Source organism: Agrococcus sp. AC640b, from assembly GCF_979255995.1.
Genome location: NZ_CEEDMM010000044.1, coordinates 20,586 through 40,863, shown reverse-complemented (window position 1 = coordinate 40,863; position 20,278 = coordinate 20,586). Strand labels below are relative to the sequence as shown.

Below are 20,278 nucleotides of genomic sequence, written 5' to 3'. Positions count from 1 at the left end.
GGCCCCGCCCCCCCTGGCATGTCAGGACCCGATCGCGTCCTCGACGAACTGCTGGAACGCCGCGGCGTCGCCGGGATCGCCCTCGTATCGCTCGCCGTCGACGAGCACGGTCGGCGTGCCGGCGAGCGCGTCCGGCTGCCCGGGCAGGGGCGTCGTCGTGGCAGCCCGCGTCGCGGCCTCGACGAACGGCCGGTACGCGACCTGCTCCACCGCGTCCGTGAGCGCCGGCGACGACGCCCCGGCCTCCTCGGCGATGCGCAGCAGCTCGGCGTCGTCGAGGCCCTCCGAGTCCTCCGGAGGCTGCTGCGCCCACAGCGCCTCGAGCACCCCGGGCACGGCATCCGGGTGCAGATCGGCGACGGCGGCGACGAGGTTCGCCGCACGCGTCGAGTACTCGGTGCCCTGCGACAGCCGGTCGAGGAACGAGATCGGATGCGTCTCGAGCGCCACGTCGCCGTCTGCCACGGCCTGCGCGAGCATCGCGCCGTTCGCATCCTCGAACTGCGCGCAGAACGGGCACAGCAGGTCGACGTAGACGACGACCGGCACGCGGTCGCCGACGTCATCGGTGGGCACGGGCGTCGCGGTCGCCATCGGCGTGGCCACGAAGCCCTCGTCGGTCTGCACGAAGCCGTGGCTCGCCATGTTCGCGGGGAAGCCCGTGGCCGTCGCGGCGCCGTCGGTGATGGCGGGCGCAGCGGGCACGGCGACGCAGCCGGCGGCGGCGAGGACGAGGGCGGCGGAGGCGAGGGAGGCGATGCGACGCATGCCCGCGACGATAGGGCATGACCGGCTGCGCACCCTGTCCTAGGCTCGCAGCATGAGCGGCAACCTGCGCATCACGTCCGCACTGATGGACGGCGCCCTGCTCGAGATGCCGTGGGACGTGCCGCTCGAGGAGTGGACGGACGACGTCGTCGTGACGCTGCCGAAGGGCATCTCGCGCCACCTGGTGCGCTTCGCCCACCTCGCGGGCCGCGTCGTCGCCCTCAAGGAGACCACCGACGAGATGGCGCGCGGCGAGTACGACATGCTGCGCACGCTGCAGCGCCTGCAGGTGCCGTGCGTCGAGCCGCTCGCCGTCGTCGCCGGACGCGTCGACGCCGACGGCGAGCCGCTCGCGACGATCCTCGCCACCCGCCACCTGAAGTTCTCGATGCCGTACCGCGCCCTGTACTCCGGCTCGCTGAAGGTCGCGACGGCGCAGCGCCTCGTGGATGCGCTGGCGCTGCTGCTCGTGCGCCTGCACCTCGTGGGCTTCTTCTGGGGCGACGTGTCGCTGTCGAACACCCTGTTCCGCCGCGACGCGGGCGCCTTCGCGGCCTACCTCGTCGATGCCGAGACCGGCAAGCTCTACCCGGGCGGCCTGTCGCGCGGGCAGCGCGAGAACGACCTCGAGATCGCCCGCGTGAACATCGCGGGCGAGCTGCTCGACCTGCAGGCGGGCGGACGCCTCGACGACGGGCAGGATCCCGTCGACGTCGCAGGCTCGATCGTCGCCCAGTACCGCGAGCTGTGGTCGCAGCTCACCGACGTCGAGCAGTTCGACCAGGCGGAGCGGTGGCGCATCAACGAGCGCGTCGAGCGGCTCAACGTGCTGGGCTTCGACATCGAGGAGCTGCAGATCCGCACCGACCAGTCGGGCACGAGCGTGCGCATCCAGCCGAAGGTCGTCGACGCCGGGCACCACCACCGCCGACTGCTGGGCCTGACGGGCCTCGACGCGGAGGAGAACCAGGCGCGGCGCATGCTCAACGACCTCGACCAGTTCGCGGCGTCGCAGCGGCGCCGCGACCCCGACGCCGACGACGAGCAGCTCGCGCACGACTGGCTCGTCACGCGCTTCGAGCCGGTCGTGCAGGCCGTGCCGCGGCACCTGCGCGGCCGCCTCGAGCCCGCGGAGGTGTTCCATCAGGTGCTCGAGCACCGGTGGTACATCGCGGAGCGGCAGGAGCGCAGCGTGCCGCTGGCCGAGGCCGTGCAGTCGTACGTCGTCGACGTGCTCGAGCACCGCCGCGACGAGGCGGCGGTGCTCGAGGTGACGACGCAGACGGTGCCGATCCCGATCATCGGCCCGAACGGCCAGCCGATCGGCGACGAGGACCTCGAGGTCGACTGGCGCGACCTGGTCTGACGCCTGCCGGGTGCGTGAGCCGGGCGCGTCAGGCGCTGCGGCGGCGCGCGACCTCGTAGAGCGTCACCGACGCGGCGATGCCCGCGTTCAGCGACTCGGTCGCCGACGTGATCGGGATGGAGACGATCGCGTCGCACGTCTCGGCGACGAGCCGCGACAGCCCCTTGCCCTCGCTGCCGACGACGATCGCGATCGGGCCGTCCGCGAGGTCGAGCTCGTGCAGGTTCACGTCGCCGTCACCGTCGAGCCCCACGACGAACACGCCCTCCGCCTTGAGGTCCTCGAGCGCGCGCGTGAGGTTCGCGGCGATCGCCACGGGCGTGCGGGCGGCGGCTCCCGCGCTCGTGCGCCACGCGGCTGCGGTGACGCCCACCGAGCGACGCTGCGGCACGATGACGCCGTGCGCGCCGAACGCGGCGGCCGAGCGGATGATGGCGCCCAGGTTGCGCGGGTCGGTGACGCCGTCGAGCGCGACGAGCAGCGCGGGCTGCTTCGCCTTGCGCGCAGCCTCGAGCAGGTCGCTGGGATGCGCGTACTGATACGGCGGCACCTTGATGGCGATGCCCTGGTGCACGGTGTCGGGGCCCGAGAGCCGGTCGAGCTCGGGACGCATGACCTCGAGCACGGGGATCTGCCGCGACGTCGCGATCTTCAGGATCTCGCGCACGCGCTCGTCGACCTCGATGCGGGCGGCGACGTACAGCGCGGTCGCGGGGATGCGGGTGCGCAGCGCCTCGAGCACGGCGTTGCGGCCCGTCACGAGCTCGGAGTCGTCGCTCGCGCTCGTCGGCTTGCGGTGGCGCGGCGGCTGCGACTGGGTCGGCCGACCGCTGCGCGCCTGCGCGGCGGCGAGGCGGTCCTTCGCAGCCTTGCGCTGACCGGCGGGGTGCCAGGAGCGGTCCTCCGCCTTCGGCGTGGGGCCCTTGCCCTCGAGCGAGCGCCGGTTCTTGCCGCCGGTGCCCTTCGGGGCGCCCTTCTTGCCTCGGGGGCGCTGCGGCTTGTTGCTGCTGCTCATGCGATGCTCCAGGTGGTGTCGTCCTTGCCGTCGGCGACCGCGATGCCCGACGACGACAACGCGTCTCGGATGCGGTCGGCCGACGCGAAGTCTCGTGCGTCGCGCGCGGCGCGACGATCGGCGATGAGGGTCTCGACGAGCCGTGCCAACGCGGCCTCGGCCGCACCGCCTCCCCCGTCGCCCCACGCGGGATCGGCGGGGTCGAGGCCGAGGACGCCCAGCATGCCGCGCACGGCGGCGGCGGCATCCAGCGCGGCCCGCTCCTCGCCCGCGTCGATGGCGGCGTTGCCAGCACGCACGGCGTCGTGCAGCACGGCGACGGCCTGCGGCGTCGAGAGGTCGTCGTCCATCGCGGCACCGAACGCCTCGGGCACGGCGCCCACAGGCACCTCGCCGAGCCGGCCGGCTCGCTCGAGGAATCCCTCGACACGTGCGAAGGCCGCCTCGGCCTCCGCGAGCGACCCGTCGGCGAGCACGCCCTCGACCGTGCGGATGTCGATGGCCGAGCGGTAGTGGGGAACGCTCAGGAAGTAGCGCACGACGATGGGCCGGGCGGAGGCGAGCAGCTCGTGGGCGAAGATCGAGTTGCCGAGCGACTTCGACATCTTCTCGCCGTCGACGTTCACCGTGCCGTTGTGGCTCCACACGCTCGCGAACGGCAGACCCGCCGCCGTCGACTGCGCGAGCTCGTTCTCGTGGTGCGGGAAGCGCAGGTCGAGGCCGCCACCGTGCACGTCGAACGCGTCGCCGAGGTACCGGCGTGCCATGGCGGAGCACTCGATGTGCCAGCCCGGCCTGCCCACGCCCCACGGCGACGCCCAGGACGCCGATGCGGGCTCGTCGTCCTTCGTCGCCTTCCACAGCGCGAAGTCGCGGCTGTCGCGCTTGCCGCGCGGGTCGGCATCCTCCGCAGGCGCGAGGTCCTCGAGGCGCTGCCTCGTGAGGGCGCCGTACTCGGGCCAGGAGCGCACGTCGAAGTAGACGTCGGCCGAGCCGTCGAGCGCGGCATACGCGTGGCCGCGGGCGATGAGCGTCTCGATGAGCTCCTGCATCTGCGGGATCGACGCCGTCGCGCGCGGCTCGTACGTGGGCGGCAGGATGCCGATCGCGCGGTACGCAGCGGAGAACTCCAGCTCGACGCGGTACGCGAGCGCGAACCACGCCTCGTCGCCTGCGGCGTTCGCGAGCACCTTGTCGTCGATGTCGGTGACGTTGCGCACGAGCGTCGTACGCAGCCCGCGATGCTCGAGCCATCGACGCCACACGTCGTACGCGAGCGCGCTGCGCAGGTGCCCGACGTGGGGGCTCGACTGCACCGTCGGCCCGCACACGTAGAACGACACCTCGCCCGCGCGCACGGGCGCGAGGTCGACGGTGCGCTGCGCGCGCGAGTCGTGGATGCGGATGGTCACCCGAAGAGCCTACGGTGCGCGCTGCGTCGCTGGCGCCCGGCCTGCGCCTCGGGCCGTAGGATCGGCGCACACCGTCACGCGAGGGAGCCCGATGCCGTCCGCCCGTTCGCAGGAGATGCTCGTGCGAGCAGCGACCCTGTACTACCTCGACGGGCTGTCGCAGGCCGAGGTGGCCGCGGCGATCGGGGTGTCGCGCTCCAACGTGTCGCGCGTGCTCGCGGAGGCGCGCAAGGCGGGCATCGTGACGATCACGATCACGGATCCCTTCGGCCGCGCATCCGACCTCGAGCAGCTGCTGCAGCAGCGCTTCGGCCTGCGCGAGGTGCGCGTCGCCCGCGGCCCTGACGACGACCTGGGCCGCGTCGGCCTGCTGGGTGCGGAGTGGCTCGAGCGCGAGCTGCCGCACGAGGGGGCGATCGCGCTGTCGTGGGGTGCGAGCGTGCAGGCCGTGGTCGACGCCGTCGAACCCGGCCGTTCACGTCCGCGGCTGGAGGTGCTGCCGCTCGTGGGCGGCCTGTCGATCGTCGACTCCGCGCAGGACGGCAACGTGCTCGTGCGCTCCCTCGCGACGCGGCTCGGCGCGAACCACCGCCGCCTCTACGCGCCCGCCGTCGTCGAGTCGGCGTCGCTGCGCGACGGGCTGCTGCGCGAGTCGACCATCGGATCCGTGCTCGAGTCGGCGGCGCACGCGCAGATCGCGATCGTCGGCATCGGCGTCGTCGGCTCGGGTGCCTCCGCCGCGATCGTCGAGTCCACGAACCTCACCGCCGACGAGCAGACGGCGTTCGAGGCCTCCGGCGCCGTCGGCGACTGCTGCACGCGCTTCTTCGACGCATCCGGGCATCCCGTGGACTCCCCCGTCGACCGCCGCGTCGTCGCGATCGAGCTCGATGCGCTGCAGGACGTCGAGACGGTCGTCGCCGTCGCCGTCGGCGCGCAGAAGGCGCCCGCGGTGCGCGCGGCGATCACCGCGTCGTTCGTCGACGTGCTCGTCATCGACGAGCCGCTCGCGACGGCGCTGCTCGCCGAGGCGTAGCCGCCTCGCGCCAGAGCCGCTCGACGCGGATCGGTGCCGCTACGACGTCAGCGTCAGCAGCGCGTCGAACGCCGCCGCGAGCGCCTGGGGCGTCGTCGCGGCGCGCAGCGACGCATCCCAGCCGTCGCGCTGCACGAGGTCGACGAGCCGCCCGAGCACCTCGAGGTGGGCGTGCGCCTCGGTGACGAGCAGCACGATCACGACGTCGAGCTCCACGCGGTCGTCTGCGGTGCCCATGACGCCGAACGGCACCGGGCGCGCGAGCGTCGCGACCGCGAAGCCCGCCTCGCGCACATGCGACGGGTCGGCATGCGGGATCGCGACCGGCACCACGGTGGGCAGCCCCGTCGGGTACGCGTGCTCGCGCTGCACGAGCGCATCGGCGAACGACGGCTCGGCGTGCCCTGCGCGGATCGCGAGGTGGGCGAGCTGCCGCAGCACGTCGTCGGCATCCGACGCGTCGAGCCGGGCCGCGCACGCCGCTGGCAGCGATCGCATCGCTCCCGCCATCGCATCGCTCATCGCCATCGCAGCCTCCTCGCTCACGGATGACTCCATCTTGGGGCACGGATGTGCGCGTCGCACCCGAATCGTGCGGATCGGTGGCAGGATCATGCCAACTCGATGCGAAGGAGCATCCCATGAGCACCAAGCGCATCCTCGTCGTCTGCGGCACCGGCGTCGCCACCTCCACCGTGGTCGTGCAGAAGGTCCGCGCATTCTGCGAGGCGGAGGGCATCGATGCGACGATCTCGCAGGCCGCCGTCGCCGAGCTCGCCTCCGGCGCCACGAACGCCGACCTCATCGTCGCCACCACCCAGGTGCCAGGCACCGTGCAGATCCCCGTCGTGCACGGCCTGCCGTTCCTCACCGGCATCGGCGTCGACGCCGTGCACGCGCAGCTGCGCACCCACCTCGCCTAGCGGGGCACCCCGCGGCGCCCGCCGCAGCCACCACCGGTCATCGCAGGAGCAAAGGAGCTTCTCATGGACGCCCTCACCGACACCCTCTCGGCCGTCAGCGGCTATCTCAGCGCCCTCGGCGCCTCGATCACCCTGCCGTTCCTCATCGCCGTCTTCGGCCTCATCCTGGGCCAGAAGGTGCCGCAGGCGATCCGCGCCGGCCTGCTCATCGGCGTCGGGTTCATCGGCATCAACCTCGTCATCGGCCTCATGAGCACGCAGGTCGGGCCCGCCGCGACCGGCATCGCCGAGAGCCTCGGCGTGAACCTGACGACGATCGACGTCGGCTGGCCGTCGTCGGCCGCGATCGCGTTCGGGTCGACGATCGGCGCGATCATCATCCCGCTCGGGCTGCTCGTCAACGTCGTGCTGCTCGCGACCGGGCTCACCCGCACGTTCAACATCGACCTGTGGAACTTCTGGCACACCGCGCTCGTCGGCGCGCTCGTCGCCGCCGTCACCGAGAGCTTCTGGCTCGGCATGGCCGCCGCGGCCGTGCACATGACCGTCGTGCTCGCGCTCGCCGACCTCTCCGCGCCGTGGATTCAGAAGTACTTCGGGTTCCCCGACATCTCGTTCCCGCACGGCACCGCCGCCCCGTACATCGCGTTCGCCGTGCCGCTCAACTGGCTCTTCGACCGCATCCCCGGCTTCCGCAACCTCAAGGCCGACCCCGCGACGATCCAGAAGCGCTTCGGCGTCTTCGGCGAGGCGATGATCCTCGGCTTCGTGCTCGGCCTGCTGCTCGGCATCCTCGGCTTCGGCTTCGACGACCCTCGCGCCGACTCGATCGCGATCCTCACGCTCGCCGTGAGCCTCGCAGCCGTGATGGTGCTGCTGCCGCGCATGGTGTCGCTGCTCATGGAGGGGCTCATCCCCATCTCGGAGTCGGCGAAGACCTTCGTCGAGCGCCGATTCCCTGGCCGCAAGTTCTACATCGGCCTCGACGCCGCGATCGCGGTGGGGCAGCCTGCGGTGCTCGCGACGTCGCTCGTGCTCGTGCCCGTGACGGTCGTGGTCGCCGTGGCGCTCGCGCCGCTGGGCAACACGGTGCTGCCGTTGGTCGACCTCGCCACCATCCCGTTCATCGTGGCGATCATGGTGCCGCTGTTCCGTGGCAACATCGTGCGCTCCGTCATCGGCGGCGCGATCGTCATCGGCATCGGCCTGTTCATCGCGACGGCCACCGCGGGCTCGTTCACGCAGATCGCGCTCTCGGCCGGCTTCGAGCTGCCGGACGGGGCGACGCGCATCTCGTCGCTCGTCGACGGCGCCAACCCGCTCACGGGGCTGTTCTTCGGCGCCTCGCAGCTGGGCGGCTGGACGATCGCGGTGCTGGGTGCGCTCGCGCTCGCGTTCGCGTTCGCCGTCTCCCGCGTGGAGCGGCGCCGCGACGTCGCCCGCCGTGCGGAGGCCGAGGCGGAGGCGGCGAGCGCCGAGCGTGCGACGGAGCCCCCGCAGCCTGCGGAGGCGTAGGCCTCGCCTGCCACTCCGAGACGCGTTTCGCAGGCGATCACGGGGGTCGGAGGGGTATCTTCCCTCGCGACCCCCGGATCGCCTGCGAGACGGAATCCGTCGGCCGGCGGCGGGCGGCGCGCTACGCGATGAGCGCCGGGTTCGCCGCGAGCTCGCGCATGCGCTGCAGCACGCGCGCGGCATCCGCGCCGTCTGCCACGCGGTGATCGAGCGTCAGGCCGACGGTGCACTGCAGGCGCGGCCCGAACGAGCCGTCCGGATGCACGAGGATGCGCTGCGCGATCGACCCCGTCGACAGCGCCGACGACTGCGGCGGCGTGAGCAGCGCGTTGAAGCGCTCGATGCCGAAGCCGCCGAGGTTCGACAGCACGCTCGTGCCACCCTGCAGCCGATCGCCCGGCAACGTGCCAGACCGCGTCTGCTCCACCGTCTCGGCGATCGACGCCTTGAGCGCCGCGAGCGGCTGACGGTGCGGGTCGACGAACACCGGCGCGATGAGGCCCGTGGGGCTGTCGACCGCGAGCGCGATGCCCACGTGCACGTTCGCCACAGGCCCCTCGTCGGTCCACGTCTGGTTCACGGGAGCCGACTCGGCGAGCGCCTGCGCCTGCATGCGCATGAGGATCGCCGTCCAGCTCGCGCCGCCCAGGTCGGTCTTGCGCACGGCGTCGAGCCTCGACAGGTCGAGGTCGACGTAGGCGGTGAACTGCGGCACGAGCGCCGACTGGTCCATGACCCTCGCGACCGCCATGCGGGTGCGGCGGCGACGCGAGGCCGCCGGGTCGCTCTGCGCCTTCGGCCGCGCAGCGGCGGCAGGTGCCGCAGCAGGCGCCGCGGATGGGGTCGCGGCCGGCGCCGGCGCGGATCCGCCGGCAGGTGGGGCTGCCGGCGCCGGCGCGACGGGGGGCTGCGGCGACGCTGTCGCGAACGCCGCCGCAGGCTCGTGGGTCGACGACGCCTCGACGTCGCCGACGGTGATCGCACCCCAGCGGCCCGTGCCCTGCACGGTGCCGAGGTCGACGCCCGTCGAGGTGGCGAGCGTGCGCGCAGCGGGCACGGCTGCCGGCCAGTCGGCGGCGCCGGAGGCAGCCTCGGCCTCGGTGGGCGCCGCGGGCTCCGCGACGGCGTCGGCGACGGGCGTCGCCTCGGCCGCGTCGCCTGCAGGGGCGTCGAAGAGGCCGCCGAGCAGGTCGTCGCTGTCGGAGGTGATGTACGCGATGGGGTCGCCGACGGCGATGACGTCGTCGGGCTCGGCGACGATGCGCGCGAGCACGCCGTCGTAGGGGCTCTCGACCTCCATGTCGACCTTGTCGGTCGTCACCTCGGCGACGGCCTCGCCGCTCTTCACGGCGTCGCCTGGCTGCTTGAGCCAGACGACCATGGTGCCCTCCTCCATGGTCATCGACATCTTCGGCATCGTCAGCGCGAGCTCTGGCATGTCACCACTCCTGCACGAGCGCCGTGGCGGCCGCGACGATGTCGTCGACCTGCGGCACGACGGCCCGCTCGAGCTTGGGCGCGTACGGGATGGGCACGTCGAGGCCCGAGAGGCGTCGGATGGGTGCGCGCAGGTGCACGAACGCCTCCGACTCGGCGATGATCGCCGACACCTCGCTCATGAACCCGAGCGTCCGCACCGCCTCCTGCACGAGCAGCACGCGACCGGTCTTGACGACCTCGGCGAGGATCGTCTCCGAGTCGAGCGGCGTGAGCGTGACGGGGTCGACGACCGTCGCCTCGATGCCTTGCTGCGCGAGGATCTCGGCGGCCTCGAGCGATCGCTGCACCTCGACGCCCGTCGCGACGATCGTGACGTCGCCGCCGGTGCGACGCACGGCGGCCACGCCGATGGGCGTGCGCACGTCGCCGGTGCGCACCTCGAACGACTGCTTGTAGAGCAGCTTGTGCTCGATGATCATCACGGGGTTCGGGTCGTCGAGCGCCGCCAGCAGCAGGCCCTTCGCGTCGTCGCCCGATGCGGGCATGACGACCTTGAGGCCTGGGATGTGCGCGAACCACGACTCGAGCGACTGCGAGTGCTGCGCCGCAGCGCCCGTGCCGGAGCCGCCGGGGGCGCGGATGACGAGCGGCACGCTCGCCTCGCCGCCGAGCATGAAGTGGATCTTCGCCGCCTGGTTGGCGATCTGGTCCATCGCCTGCGCCGTGAAGTCGGAGAACTGGATCTCGACGATCGGCTTCATGCCCGTCATCGCGGCGCCGACGCCGAGGCCGACGATGCCGAGCTCGGAGATGGTCGTGTCGCGGATGCGCTCGGTGCCGACGTCGTCGACGAGCGTGCCGGTGACGCCGAACGCGCCACCGTAGCGTCCGACGTCCTCGCCCATGAGGAACACGGCCGGGTCGGCCTCGATCGCGATGCGCAGCGCGTCGCGGATGGCCTCGGCGTACGTCATCTCGGCCGTCTCGGCGCCGGGGCGGGCGCCGAGACCCACGGGGTGCGCGGCGCCGTCATGCACCGCGGGGCGCTGCTGGTCCTGCAGGGTCATCGCATGGCTCCCTGGGTCGTGGCGTACACGGCCTCGAGGAGGCCCTCCGGCGTCGCATCCGGTGCAGCGGCTGCGCGCTGCACCGCGGCGCGCAGGTCGTCGCGCACCTCGTCGCGCACGGTCTGCACGTCGTGCTCGGTGAGCGTGCCCGCGTCGAGCACGGCCTTCTCGAACCGCGCGATCGGGTCGTTCGACTCGCGCCACGAGTCGATCTCGTCGCGTGTGCGGTACAGGTTCTTGTCGCTCTTGGAGTGGCCGCGCCAGCGGTACGTCTCGGCGACGATGAACGTGGGGCCCTCGCCTGCGCGGGCACGGGCGACGGCGGTCTCGACGGCGTCGTGCACGGCCTGCACGTCGTTGCCGTCGACGGTGACGCCGGGGATGCCGTAGCCGTTCGCGCGGTCCGAGAGGCGCTCGAGCGGGAACGCCTTCGCCGACGACATCGACATGCCGTAGAGGTTGTTCTCGCAGAGGAACACGACCGGCAGCTTCCACATCGCCGCGAGCACGACGCCCTCGTGCCATGCGCCCTCGCCCATCGCGCCGTCGCCGTGGAAGCAGAGGGCGACCTGATCGGTGCCGCGCATCTGCGCGCTGAGGCCGGCGCCTGCCGCGATGGGGACGCCGCCTGCCACGATGCCGTTGGCACCGAGGTTGTTGGTCGCGGCGTCGGCGATGTGCATCGAGCCGCCGCGACCGCGGCAGTAGCCGGTCTCCTTCGCCAGCAGCTCGGCCATCATGCGCTCGAGGTCGGCACCCTTGGCGATGCAGTGGCCGTGGCCGCGGTGCGTCGAGGTGATGTAGTCGTCTCGGCGCAGCGCCATGCAGGCGCCGGTGGGCACGGCCTCCTGGCCGATCGAGAGGTGCATGGTGCCGTGCATCATGCCCCGGCCGTAGAGGTCCTCGACGGCCTCCTCGAAGCGGCGGATGCGCCAGAGCGTGCCGAGCGCCTCGATGGCAGCGGCGCGGTCGGTGATGATCTGCATCAGCGCGCCCCCGCCGTCACGAGCGAGCCGAGGTCGATCGGCGCGGATCCGCCGTCGAGCACGCCTGCGGCGAGGAGCGCGTCCTGCAGCCTGCGCAGCAGCACGATCGTGCGCGTCTCGTCGAGCGTGACGTCGTCGTAGGTGATCGCGGTGCCCTTCGGCACGTCGCGCACGAGCGTCGCGGCGCTCGCGAGCCCGATGGGCAGCTCGCGGCCCTCGCGCGCCTCCGCAGCGGGCACGGCGTCGCCGTAGACGTGCTCGCCGCCGATGCCGTCGATGCGCTCGCCCGCCACGAGGTCGCGCTTCGCCATCGCCGAGACGTCGGCCTTCCACGCGCGCGGCGCGAGCGAGGGCTGCCCGTCGACGATGACCTCGCCGATCGACAGCACGGCCTCGACGGAGGCGAGGTGGTACGGGCGGTAGAAGGAGAAGTACGGGCCGTCGCCCATCTTCAGGTACGACAGCTCCTCGTGCACGACGGGGTGCGTGGCCTTGCCGATGACGAACACGCCGGGTGCGACGTCGCCGGTGGCGTAGTCGACGACGCCGGAGGCCTCGAGGATGCCGCCGTCTGCGATGGGCTTGAAGACGTCCTGGAGCGTCTTCACCGACGCCTCGGGGCCGTGCATGGATCGGCGCGTGAGCTCGAGGCCCGTGGCGTTGGCGAGGTCTGCCATCTCGATCATCGTCTTCGTGCCGTCGACGAACGAGCACAGCATGCGGGGATTCATGCCCTTGCGCTCGGCCTCCTCCGCGAGGCTCGCGGGGGTGGCGTCCTGGTGCAGCGGGTTGTTCTTGCCCTTGCCCGCCATGACGACCTCGAGGCCGATGTCCTCGACGAACTCGACGAGCTTGAGGCATTCGACGGGCTCGTCGCCGCGGCAGACGGTGTAGATCGCGCCGGTCTGCTTGGCGATGGCCTGCAGCAGCAGGCCGACGGTGACGTCGGCCTCGACGGTCATGAGGGCGACGTGCTTGCCTGCGAGCAGCGACGCGAGGGCCACCTTCGTGGCGACCTCCGGCACGCCCGAGACCTCGATGACCATGTCGACGGGGAGGCGCGTGAGCGCGAGGCCGTCGTCGAGCACGACGTGGCCGCCGGCCTCGATCGCTGCGGTGAGCGCGGCCTCGTCGCCGCGCGTCACGTCGTCGATGCCGGCCTTGTGCAGCGCCGACTCGGCGCGCTCGATGGCGACGTCGGCGACGGCGACGACGTCGACGCCCTTCTGCCGGGCGATCTGGGCGATGAAGCCCGTGCCCATCTGGCCTGCGCCGACGAGTCCGACGCGGACGGGGCGCCCGAGGCGCTGCTCCCGCTCCACGAGCCTGCTGGTGTATCCCATGGGTCTCGACCTCTCCCGGTCCGGATTCTCACGTCGTGCACATACGTGCATTTCGACGCGCACATTGTTGCTTTCAGCATAGCGGATCCGTCCTGACCCGCCGATGGATGGGCGCCGCCTCGGCGACGACGTCCCGACGACGGCCGGCCCCGCCGCATCGCGACGAGGCCGACCGCGCTCAGCGCTTCTTCCTGAGCGATCGGTACTGGGCGATGGCCGACTCGATCGCCTCGCCCAGTCGCTTGTCGCTCGCGCGGCCAGGCGCTGCCGTCAGCGAGCCGAGCAGCTCGGGGCGAGGGCGGAAGCGAGCGAACACGCTCGCACCCACCATCGCCTCGGCAGCCTCGATGCGCGACGACGACGCATCGACGACGAGCAGCACGACCGCGCCGCGGAACCAGCCCTTGCCGCGGCCGGAGACGAGGAACGACTCCCTCGAGCCCTGATGCTCCGCGACCATGCGCCTCGTGGCCCGCTGGTACGCGAAGTGCTGCGTGAGGCTCAGCGCGATGCCGAGCAGCAGCACGACCAGCAGGACGATGCCGAAGCGACCGTCGAGCTCCACCGTCAGCCCCTGCGCTCGAGCGCGATCCGGTCGCCTGCGGCGACCGCGCCCAGCTGCCCGTCGACGAAGACCGCCCCCGGCAGCAGCGACTGGTCGTCGGCGGGGTCGCAGTAGAGGACGATGTGGCCGAGCTCGCGCAGGTTCTCCCCCGCGAGCTCCCCGGCCGCCCGCACCACGAGCTCCGTGGAGCCGAGCACGACGACGTCGCCAGGCTGCGGCGCGAGGCCATCGTCGGCGGCACCGCCCTCGTGGACGATGCTCACCTCCGCGAGGGCATCGGGGCACGGCTCCCCGAACAGGATGACCACCCCCGCCTCGATCATGTCCTGGGCATCCGCCCCGATCCTCGTCACGGTCGCCTCGTACAGCGTCGTCATCGTGCTCGACATCCCTTCGTCTCCTTCGTCCCGTGTGCGCCTAGACCAGCAGGAAGCTGACGAAGTACGCCAGCACCACCGCCAGCGGCGATGTCACCAGTCTGGAGAACAGCACGGCCGGCACGCCGATCGACACCGTCTCGGGCTTCGCCTCGCCGAGCGCGAGGCCGACCGGCACGAAGTCGCAGCCGACCTGGCCGTTGATCGCGAACAGCGCGGGGAGCGCGTACGCGACGGGCAGCGCACCGACGCCGATCTGCGTGCCCATGAGCACGCCGACGACCTGCGCGATCGCCGCACCCGGGCCGAGGATCGGCGACAGGAACGGCAGGCCGGTGATGACGCCGAGCAGGATGAGGCCGAGCGGGTTGGAGGCGAGCGGCGTCACGCCCTGCGCGATGAGATCCGACAGTCCTGTGTAGGTCACGAAGCCGATGAGCAGGCTCACGTACGCCATGAACGGGATGATCGTCTGCAGCACGAGCGTCAGCGCCTGGCGGCCCGACGACAGCAGCGTGTTGATGATGCCGCCGATCACGCCGCCGAACGACGTCGCGATGCGCGAGAAGACGCCGATGAAGCCGCCCTGCTGGTTCGCGTTCGCCGTCGCCTTCGCCGCCGCGATGCGGTCGGCGCCGACGCGGCTCGCCTTCGGGTCGGCCGACATGTCGAGCGCGTTGGCAACGGGTGCGGGCGCTGCCGAGGCCGAGACCTCCGCGCCCTCCCCTGCGAGCACGACCTGCTCGACGCCGACGGCCGAGACGAACACGTCGGGCGTGATGAACTGCGCGAGCGGGCCGGAGGGCTCGCCCGGGTAGACGTCGACGGTGAGCATGCGCTTCTTCGGGTAGACCCCGATGCGCGCGGTGCCGCCGCAGTTGATGACGACGGCCGCGACGCGGTCGTCGGCGACGCTGTTGGTGAACCCGTCGACCGCCTCGGCGCCCGTGAGCTCGGCGATGCGGGCCGCCACGGGGTGGATGCCACCGCCGGTGACCGACAGGATGACGTTCTTCTGCTCATCGGGTGCGACGACGAAGCCGGGGCCCCATCCGCCGCCACCCGCGCTGATGCGTGCGCGCTGGTACTCGCCCATGATCAGGCCTCCTTCTTGGCCAGGCGAGCCGCACGTGCGTCTGCGAACTCCTGGTCGTAGCCGTCGAAGACCTCGGTGAGGCCCTGCCTGCGGATGAGGAAGCGGGTGATCGCCTCGGTGATGAAGCCGCGGAAGAAGATCACGACGATGCCCGTGAGGAAGTAGAGGATCGCGAGCACGGGGTACTTCTCGGGGTCGGCCTGCAGGACGCCCGCCGAGATGCCCGCCCACACGAAGAGCTCGCCGCCGTTGGCGTGCGGGAAGAACGTGGTGACGGGGTGCACGAACGAGACGGCCGAGTCGTAGAAGGCGGGCTTCTGCCGCTCGGGCAGGTAGACGCCGAACGAGTAGCACATCGGGTTCGTCAGCAGGATGACCGCGAGGATCGGCATGAGCGTGTAGCGGGTGATCGCGTATCGCGCGGAGAACTGCACCGCTCGCGTCATGCGCGCCTCGCCGACCCAGGTCGTGATGGCGTACATGAGCGTGAGGAGCACGATCAGGGTCGGCAGGATGCCGGTCACCAGCCCCACGAAGGCATCGCCGGATGCCTGGAAGAGCCCGATGAAGTGGGTGGCGATCCAGGTGAGCACCTGCATCACGGGGTTGTCGCTAGCCGGCACCGGCGGAGCATCTGCTGCCGCGAGGTGACCGAGGGACGCTGCTTCGAGCATCGGCCCACCTTCCCGCCGACGCGATCATCGCGACGGCGACCAGGTCGTCGAGCGAGTCGACGACACGTCGTTGTGTGTGTATGCACATTCGTGATGATGCGTCTTCACGAACGTGCTGCGCATGTCTACCACGCCACACGCCCCACGACAACACGGATCCGACCGACACGCCGACGCAGCCGCGGTGACCGCCCCGCCATGGAGCGCGATGGGCGACGGTCAGTCGCCGTGCGGGCCGACGTGCTCCGACGACGCCGCACGCACGAGCGCCGTCGCGATCGCCGCGACCCCCTCGCCGCGACCCGTGAAGCCCAGCGCATCCGAGGTCGTGCCCGCCACGCTCACCGACGCGCCCAGCACCGCCGACAGGTGCGCCTCCGCCTCCCGGCGGCGAGACGCGATGCGGGGACGCTCGCCGACGACCTGCACCGACACGTTCACGAGCTCGTAGCCGAGCTCGCGCACGAGCCGCAGCGTCTCCTCGAGGAACACGTCGCCGTGCGCGCCCTCGAAGCGCGCATCCGCAGTGCCGAACACCTCGCCGACGTCGCCGAGGCGAACGGCCGACAGCATCGCGTCGCAGATCGCGTGCGCGACGACGTCGCCGTCCGAGTGCCCTGCGAGTCCGGGCTCCCCGGGCCAGTGCAGGCCCGCGAGCCACAGCGGCACGGCGGCCGAGAAGGCGTGCACGTCGGTGCCCGTGCCCACGCGGATGCTCGAGGCGGGGTCGCGCTGCAGCATCTCCTCGGTGCGCCGCAGCTCCCACGCGGTCGTGATCTTCGACGCGAGCTGGTCGCCTGCGATGACGCGCACGGGATGCCCGGCATCGCTCACGAGCGCTGCGTCGTCGGTGCGGTCGCCCGTCGCACGCGCGTGCCCCTCCTCGAGCCACGCCCTCGGGAAGCCCTGCGGCGTCTGCACCGCGGTGAGCTGCGTGCGATCGAGGGTCTCGACGACGCGATCGTCGGCATCGAGGCGCTTCACGGTGTCCGAGACGGGGAGCCCCGTGATGACGCCCTCGCCGGTGCGCTCCACCTCTGCGGCCACCGAGTCGAAGATCACCGCTGGCGTCATCGGACGCGCGGCATCGTGCACGAGCACGGTCGCGATCGACGGCAGCAGGTGCTCGAGGGCGATGCGCACCGACGCCTGCCGCGACTCGCCCCCGACGACGATCGTCGCGCGGTCCGCGTCGAGGCCGGGCACGCCGCGCATGAGCTCGCGTGCGATCGCCTGATGCGTCGGCGGCACGGCGAGCACGATCTGCGGGTGCAGGCGCATGCCGGCGAGCGACTCGAGCGCGTGCGCGAGGATCGGACGCCCGGCGAGATGCACGAACGCCTTCGGCTCGCCCTTGCCGAGGCGCAGCCCCTCGCCGGCCGCGAGCAGGATGACCGCGACGGTCGGGGCGGGCTCGGTCGACGGGTCGGTCACGAGATCGACCCTACGGTGCAGCACGCGCCCGCACGCGGATGCGTGCGGGCGCGGTGTCGCATGGTTGGATGCGCGCGTCCATCGGGCGCGGGCACCCCCGGCGGTGGCCGGCTCAGCTCGCGAGCACCTCGTCGAGGACGTTGCTCGCAGCCTCCTCGTCGGTCTTCTCCGCGAGCGCGAGCTCGGAGACGAGGATCTGGCGCGCCTTCGCGAGCATGCGCTTCTCGCCGGCGGACAGGCCGCGGTCCTGGTCGCGGCGCCACAGGTCGCGCACGACCTCGCTGACCTTGATGACGTCGCCGGAGGCGAGCTTCTCGAGGTTCGCCTTGTAGCGGCGGCTCCAGTTCGTCGGCTCCTCGGTGAAGGGCGCCTTCAGGACCTCGAAGACCTTGTCGAGGCCCTCCTTGCCGATGACGTCACGGACTCCGACGAGCCCGACGTTGTCCGCAGGGACCTCGATGGTGAGGTCTCCCTGCGTCACGTTGAGCTTGAGGTAGACCTTCTCCTCACCCTTCACCTTCCGCTTCTTCACCTCGGTGATGGTGGCCGCACCATGGTGCGGGTAGACGACGGTCTCGCCGACCTCGAAGTTCATAGGATTGGGCTCCTCGATTGCACAGACTCTTGATTCTAGCAGCCGCCACTGGCATCATCGCCGCCTCCTCGGCGAGGACGGACCCGACATGCGGCTGCGCGCCGCTAGACTCGTCAGCAGTCTCACCGTGCGCGGACCCGAAGGAGCAGCACCCGTGAAGTCCCGTCTCGCCGCCGCAGCGGTGGCCGTCGTCGCGACGGCGACGCTCGCCGGCTGCAACTTCATCACGCCGCAGGCGACCCAGTTCCAGTACGACCCTGCCGACGGGGTGTCCGGCGCATCGGGCGCCGTCGAGATCCGCAACGCGGTGCTCGTCGTCGACGACGAGGCCGACGACGACCTGTCGAGCCTCGCCGTCACGTTCGTCAACGACGGGCCTGCGACGACGATCGACGTGACGGTCGGCGAGGAGACGCAGTCGATCGAGCTCGACGAGGGCGTCACCGCCTACGGCTTCCCCGAGCAGCAGCTCGTCTTCGCGAGCCCCATCGTCGTCGGCGGGCTCGAGGACGTCGTCTTCGCAGCCGACGCCGCCGACCGCGCCTCGGTCCCCGTGCCCGTGTTCTCCACGAGCAACGTCAACTGGGCGAGCTACGGCCCTGTCGCGCCGGAGCCCACCGAGGACGAGGCCGACCCGCAGCCGACCGTCATCGAGACGCTCGAGCCCAGCGAGTCGTGCGCGCGACGGGTGCGCGGACGACATGCCGACTCGACCTACCCCTCGAAGCGGTAGCCGAGCCCGCGCACCGTCAGCAGCTGCTGCGGGTCGGACGGGTCGGCCTCGATCTTCGAGCGCAGCCGCTTCACGTGCACGTCGAGCGTCTTCGTGTCGCCGAAGTAGTCGCTGCCCCACACGCGGTCGATGAGCTGGCCGCGCGTGAGCACGCGGCCGGCGTTGCGCATGAGGTACTCGAGCAGCTCGAACTCCTTCAGCGGCATCGACACCGACTGCCCGGCGACGCTCACGGTGTGGCGGTCGCTGTCGAGTCGCACACGACCCGCCTCGACGATCGCGTCGTCGTCGGAGCCCTCCGCCTCGACGCGGCGACGCAGCACGGCGCGGATGCGCGCGAGCAGCTCGCGCGACGAGTACGGCTTCGTCACGTAGTCGTCGGCGCCCAGCTCGAGCCCGACGACCACGTCGACCTCGGAGTCCTTCGCCGTGAGCATGATGATCGGCACGCTCGAGCGGCTGCGGATCGTGCGGCAGACCTCGGTGCCCGCCATGCCGGGCAGCATGAGGTCGAGCAGCACGAGGTCGGCGCCATCGGCGTCGAACGCGTCGACGGCGGCGAGGCCGTCGAGCTCGTGATGCACCTCGTAGCCCTCGCGACCGAGCAGGTACGCGAGCGGCTCCGCGAGGGCGATCTCGTCCTCGACGAGCAGGATGCGGGTCATGCGGCTCCTCGAGCCTCGGGCTGCGCGACGGGGAGGCGCAGCGTGAACGTGGATCCCTGGCCGAGCCTCGACCAGAGCTGCACCTCGCCGCCGTGGCTGACGGCGATGTGCTTCGTGATGGACAGTCCGAGCCCCGTGCCGCCCGTGACGCGGGAGCGGGCGGGGTCGACGCGGTAGAAGCGCTCGAAGACGCGCGTGGCATCCTCCGCACCGATGCCGACGCCCTTGTCGGTGACGCTCAGCTCGACGAGGTCGCCCGCCACGCGGGCGCCGACGCCCACGTGCGAGCCCTCCGGCGAGTACTGCACGGCGTTCGCGACGAGGTTCTGCAGCGCCATGACGAGCATCGACTCGTCGCCGAGCACGACGGCGTCGTCGACGACGCGGCTCGAGATGCGGATGCGCCTGGCCTCGGCGGCGACGCGCACGGCATCGACGGCGCGGTCGACGACGCGCTCGATCTGGATGCGCTCGGGGTCGTCGAGCGGGTCGTCGTCCTGCACGCGCGAGAGGTCGATGAGCTCCTGCGTCAACGCGCCGAGCCTCGCGGCCTCGACCGCGAGACGTTGCGCGAACGCGTGCACGCGCTCGGGCTCGTCCGCGGCGGCGTCGATGGCGTCGGCGAGCAGCGTGACGGCGCCGATGGGCGTCTTCAGCTCGTGGCTGACGTTCGCCACGAAGTCGCGGCGAACGCCCTCGAGGCGCAGCTCCTCGGTGCGGTCCTCGGCGAGCAGCAGGATGAAGCGGGCACCGATGGGAGCCGCGCGGGCGGAGAGGGTGCGCACCTGGCTGTTCTCGAAGCGGCTCCTGCGCAGCTCGACGAGGCGCTCCTCCCCCAGCCCGGATGCGCGTGCGTCCTGCACGAGCTCGAGCAGCTCCGGGTTCGCGAGGTCGCGATCGGCGACGAGCCCGAGTGCGATGGCCGCGGGAGACGCGCGCAGCACCGTGTTCGACGCGTCGAGCACGACGCCGGCGGACTCGAGGGCACCGACGACGTCGGCGATGCCGTCGGGGATGCTCTCGTTCGCGAGCGCCATCGCTCGCCGACCGCGGCTCGCGGCGATCCCACCGAGGTGCACGACGAACGCACCGAGCCCGAACCCGAACGCGAGCGCGAGCAGCACGATCCAGGTCGCATCCACGCCGCTCACGATACCGTCGCAGCGTCGAGCACCCCTGCCGGTTCGCCTGCCGTTCAGCAAGGGGGCACGCGGTGTTCACCTCCGTCTGCGATGCTCGACCGGTATGCCCAGGCGGGCGAACGTGAG

At 71.9% G+C, this 20,278-nt stretch carries 21 protein-coding genes; 5 read left to right on the top strand and 16 right to left on the bottom strand.

Annotated elements, in window-relative coordinates:
- Positions 1-21: 21 nt before the first annotated feature.
- Positions 22-768, bottom strand: coding sequence for a DsbA family protein (locus tag ACZ6H8_RS15345; protein ID WP_464147793.1), 747 nt, complete (start codon positions 766-768; stop codon positions 22-24).
- A gap of 52 nt (positions 769-820) precedes the next feature.
- On the opposite strand from ACZ6H8_RS15345, the gene ACZ6H8_RS15340 reads away from it, so the two are divergent.
- Positions 821-2,134, top strand: a complete 1,314-nt coding sequence (locus tag ACZ6H8_RS15340) for a DUF4032 domain-containing protein (RefSeq protein ID WP_464147792.1) — start codon at positions 821-823, stop codon at positions 2,132-2,134.
- A gap of 28 nt (positions 2,135-2,162) precedes the next feature.
- Here ACZ6H8_RS15340 and rlmB read toward each other — a convergent pair whose 3' ends face one another.
- Together rlmB and cysS are read right to left on the bottom strand one after the other, a co-directional pair.
- The gene (gene rlmB / locus ACZ6H8_RS15335; protein ID WP_464147791.1) at positions 2,163-3,149 is read right to left on the bottom strand and encodes a 23S rRNA (guanosine(2251)-2'-O)-methyltransferase RlmB; all 987 of its coding nucleotides are present in this window, start codon (positions 3,147-3,149) and stop codon (positions 2,163-2,165) included.
- Positions 3,146-4,561 (bottom strand): cysteine--tRNA ligase, encoded by a 1,416-nt coding sequence (gene cysS / locus ACZ6H8_RS15330; protein WP_464147790.1) that lies wholly within the window; start codon positions 4,559-4,561, stop codon positions 3,146-3,148. Before cysS ends, rlmB begins: the two co-directional genes overlap by 4 nt.
- A 121-nt stretch (positions 4,562-4,682) precedes the next feature.
- Here cysS and ACZ6H8_RS15325 point away from each other — a divergent pair, with 121 nt between their 5' ends.
- Positions 4,683-5,597 (top strand): sugar-binding transcriptional regulator, encoded by a 915-nt coding sequence (locus ACZ6H8_RS15325; RefSeq protein ID WP_464147789.1) that lies wholly within the window; start codon positions 4,683-4,685, stop codon positions 5,595-5,597.
- Positions 5,598-5,636: 39 nt separating this feature from the next.
- On the opposite strand, the gene ACZ6H8_RS15320 is transcribed toward ACZ6H8_RS15325, so the two are convergent.
- Positions 5,637-6,143, bottom strand: coding sequence for a PTS sugar transporter subunit IIA (locus ACZ6H8_RS15320; RefSeq protein ID WP_464147788.1), 507 nt, complete (start codon positions 6,141-6,143; stop codon positions 5,637-5,639).
- 95 nt (positions 6,144-6,238) lie between these two features.
- On the opposite strand from ACZ6H8_RS15320, the gene ACZ6H8_RS15315 reads away from it, so the two are divergent.
- Together ACZ6H8_RS15315 and ACZ6H8_RS15310 are read left to right on the top strand one after the other, a co-directional pair.
- A complete protein-coding gene (locus tag ACZ6H8_RS15315; protein ID WP_464147787.1) occupies positions 6,239-6,520 on the top strand; it encodes a PTS sugar transporter subunit IIB in 282 nt (93 codons plus the stop codon).
- 63 nt (positions 6,521-6,583) lie between these two features.
- Entirely contained in the window at positions 6,584-8,035 is a 1,452-nt protein-coding gene (locus ACZ6H8_RS15310) for a PTS galactitol transporter subunit IIC (protein WP_464147786.1), read from the top strand.
- A 121-nt stretch (positions 8,036-8,156) separates the two neighbouring features.
- Here the strand turns inward: ACZ6H8_RS15310 and ACZ6H8_RS15305 are convergent, their stop codons facing one another.
- From ACZ6H8_RS15305 to ACZ6H8_RS15260, 10 genes are all read right to left on the bottom strand, one after another.
- Positions 8,157-9,473, bottom strand: a complete 1,317-nt coding sequence (locus ACZ6H8_RS15305) for a dihydrolipoamide acetyltransferase family protein (RefSeq protein ID WP_464147785.1) — start codon at positions 9,471-9,473, stop codon at positions 8,157-8,159.
- Position 9,474: 1 nt separating this feature from the next.
- Positions 9,475-10,542 carry an alpha-ketoacid dehydrogenase subunit beta gene (locus ACZ6H8_RS15300; RefSeq protein WP_464147784.1) on the bottom strand — a complete coding sequence of 356 codons (1,068 nt, stop codon included), beginning with the start codon at positions 10,540-10,542 and terminating at the stop codon, positions 9,475-9,477.
- Positions 10,539-11,528 (bottom strand): thiamine pyrophosphate-dependent dehydrogenase E1 component subunit alpha, encoded by a 990-nt coding sequence (locus ACZ6H8_RS15295; protein ID WP_464147783.1) that lies wholly within the window; start codon positions 11,526-11,528, stop codon positions 10,539-10,541. Before ACZ6H8_RS15295 ends, ACZ6H8_RS15300 begins: the two co-directional genes overlap by 4 nt.
- Positions 11,528-12,871: an NAD(P)H-dependent oxidoreductase gene (locus ACZ6H8_RS15290; protein ID WP_464147782.1), complete on the bottom strand. Its 1,344-nt coding sequence runs from the start codon at positions 12,869-12,871 to the stop codon at positions 11,528-11,530. The genes ACZ6H8_RS15295 and ACZ6H8_RS15290 overlap by 1 nt, the downstream gene beginning before the upstream one ends.
- Before the next feature lie 178 nt (positions 12,872-13,049).
- Entirely contained in the window at positions 13,050-13,436 is a 387-nt protein-coding gene (locus ACZ6H8_RS15285; protein ID WP_464147781.1) for a transcriptional regulator GutM, read from the bottom strand.
- A 2-nt stretch (positions 13,437-13,438) separates the two neighbouring features.
- A complete protein-coding gene (locus ACZ6H8_RS15280) occupies positions 13,439-13,825 on the bottom strand; it encodes a PTS glucitol/sorbitol transporter subunit IIA (RefSeq protein WP_464147780.1) in 387 nt (128 codons plus the stop codon).
- A gap of 28 nt (positions 13,826-13,853) precedes the next feature.
- Positions 13,854-14,909, bottom strand: coding sequence for a PTS glucitol/sorbitol transporter subunit IIB (gene srlE, locus ACZ6H8_RS15275; protein ID WP_464147779.1), 1,056 nt, complete (start codon positions 14,907-14,909; stop codon positions 13,854-13,856).
- A gap of 2 nt (positions 14,910-14,911) precedes the next feature.
- Positions 14,912-15,508, bottom strand: a complete 597-nt coding sequence (gene srlA, locus ACZ6H8_RS15270) for a PTS glucitol/sorbitol transporter subunit IIC (RefSeq protein WP_464147977.1) — start codon at positions 15,506-15,508, stop codon at positions 14,912-14,914.
- Positions 15,509-15,802: 294 nt separating this feature from the next.
- Positions 15,803-17,017, bottom strand: a complete 1,215-nt coding sequence (gene ispD / locus ACZ6H8_RS15265; protein ID WP_464147778.1) for a 2-C-methyl-D-erythritol 4-phosphate cytidylyltransferase — start codon at positions 17,015-17,017, stop codon at positions 15,803-15,805.
- A 112-nt stretch (positions 17,018-17,129) separates the two neighbouring features.
- Positions 17,130-17,612 (bottom strand): CarD family transcriptional regulator, encoded by a 483-nt coding sequence (locus ACZ6H8_RS15260; protein WP_092502670.1) that lies wholly within the window; start codon positions 17,610-17,612, stop codon positions 17,130-17,132.
- Positions 17,613-17,766: 154 nt separating this feature from the next.
- Between ACZ6H8_RS15260 and ACZ6H8_RS15255 the strand changes: the two genes are divergently transcribed.
- A complete protein-coding gene (locus ACZ6H8_RS15255; protein ID WP_464147777.1) occupies positions 17,767-18,345 on the top strand; it encodes a hypothetical protein in 579 nt (192 codons plus the stop codon).
- On the opposite strand, the gene ACZ6H8_RS15250 is transcribed toward ACZ6H8_RS15255, so the two are convergent.
- Together ACZ6H8_RS15250 and ACZ6H8_RS15245 are read right to left on the bottom strand one after the other, a co-directional pair.
- A complete protein-coding gene (locus tag ACZ6H8_RS15250) occupies positions 18,327-19,010 on the bottom strand; it encodes a winged helix-turn-helix domain-containing protein (RefSeq protein ID WP_464147776.1) in 684 nt (227 codons plus the stop codon). The genes ACZ6H8_RS15255 and ACZ6H8_RS15250 overlap by 19 nt on opposite strands.
- On the bottom strand, positions 19,007-20,152 hold the full coding sequence (locus ACZ6H8_RS15245) for a sensor histidine kinase (protein ID WP_464147775.1): 1,146 nt from the start codon (positions 20,150-20,152) through the stop codon (positions 19,007-19,009). The genes ACZ6H8_RS15250 and ACZ6H8_RS15245 overlap by 4 nt, the downstream gene beginning before the upstream one ends.
- Positions 20,153-20,278: the final 126 nt, after the last annotated feature.

Coding starts and splice junctions, on each gene's coding strand:
- ACZ6H8_RS15345 (WP_464147793.1), bottom strand. CDS start 768: ATGCGTCGCATCGCCTCCCTCGCCTCCGCCGCCCTCGTCCTCGCCGCC.
- ACZ6H8_RS15340 (WP_464147792.1), top strand. CDS start 821: ATGAGCGGCAACCTGCGCATCACGTCCGCACTGATGGACGGCGCCCTG.
- rlmB (WP_464147791.1), bottom strand. CDS start 3,149: ATGAGCAGCAGCAACAAGCCGCAGCGCCCCCGAGGCAAGAAGGGCGCC.
- ACZ6H8_RS15315 (WP_464147787.1), top strand. CDS start 6,239: ATGAGCACCAAGCGCATCCTCGTCGTCTGCGGCACCGGCGTCGCCACC.
- ACZ6H8_RS15310 (WP_464147786.1), top strand. CDS start 6,584: ATGGACGCCCTCACCGACACCCTCTCGGCCGTCAGCGGCTATCTCAGC.
- ACZ6H8_RS15305 (WP_464147785.1), bottom strand. CDS start 9,473: ATGCCAGAGCTCGCGCTGACGATGCCGAAGATGTCGATGACCATGGAG.
- ACZ6H8_RS15300 (WP_464147784.1), bottom strand. CDS start 10,542: ATGACCCTGCAGGACCAGCAGCGCCCCGCGGTGCATGACGGCGCCGCG.
- ACZ6H8_RS15295 (WP_464147783.1), bottom strand. CDS start 11,528: ATGCAGATCATCACCGACCGCGCCGCTGCCATCGAGGCGCTCGGCACG.
- ACZ6H8_RS15290 (WP_464147782.1), bottom strand. CDS start 12,871: ATGGGATACACCAGCAGGCTCGTGGAGCGGGAGCAGCGCCTCGGGCGC.
- ACZ6H8_RS15280 (WP_464147780.1), bottom strand. CDS start 13,825: ATGTCGAGCACGATGACGACGCTGTACGAGGCGACCGTGACGAGGATC.
- srlE (WP_464147779.1), bottom strand. CDS start 14,909: ATGGGCGAGTACCAGCGCGCACGCATCAGCGCGGGTGGCGGCGGATGG.
- srlA (WP_464147977.1), bottom strand. CDS start 15,508: ATGCAGGTGCTCACCTGGATCGCCACCCACTTCATCGGGCTCTTCCAG.
- ACZ6H8_RS15260 (WP_092502670.1), bottom strand. CDS start 17,612: ATGAACTTCGAGGTCGGCGAGACCGTCGTCTACCCGCACCATGGTGCG.
- ACZ6H8_RS15250 (WP_464147776.1), bottom strand. CDS start 19,010: ATGACCCGCATCCTGCTCGTCGAGGACGAGATCGCCCTCGCGGAGCCG.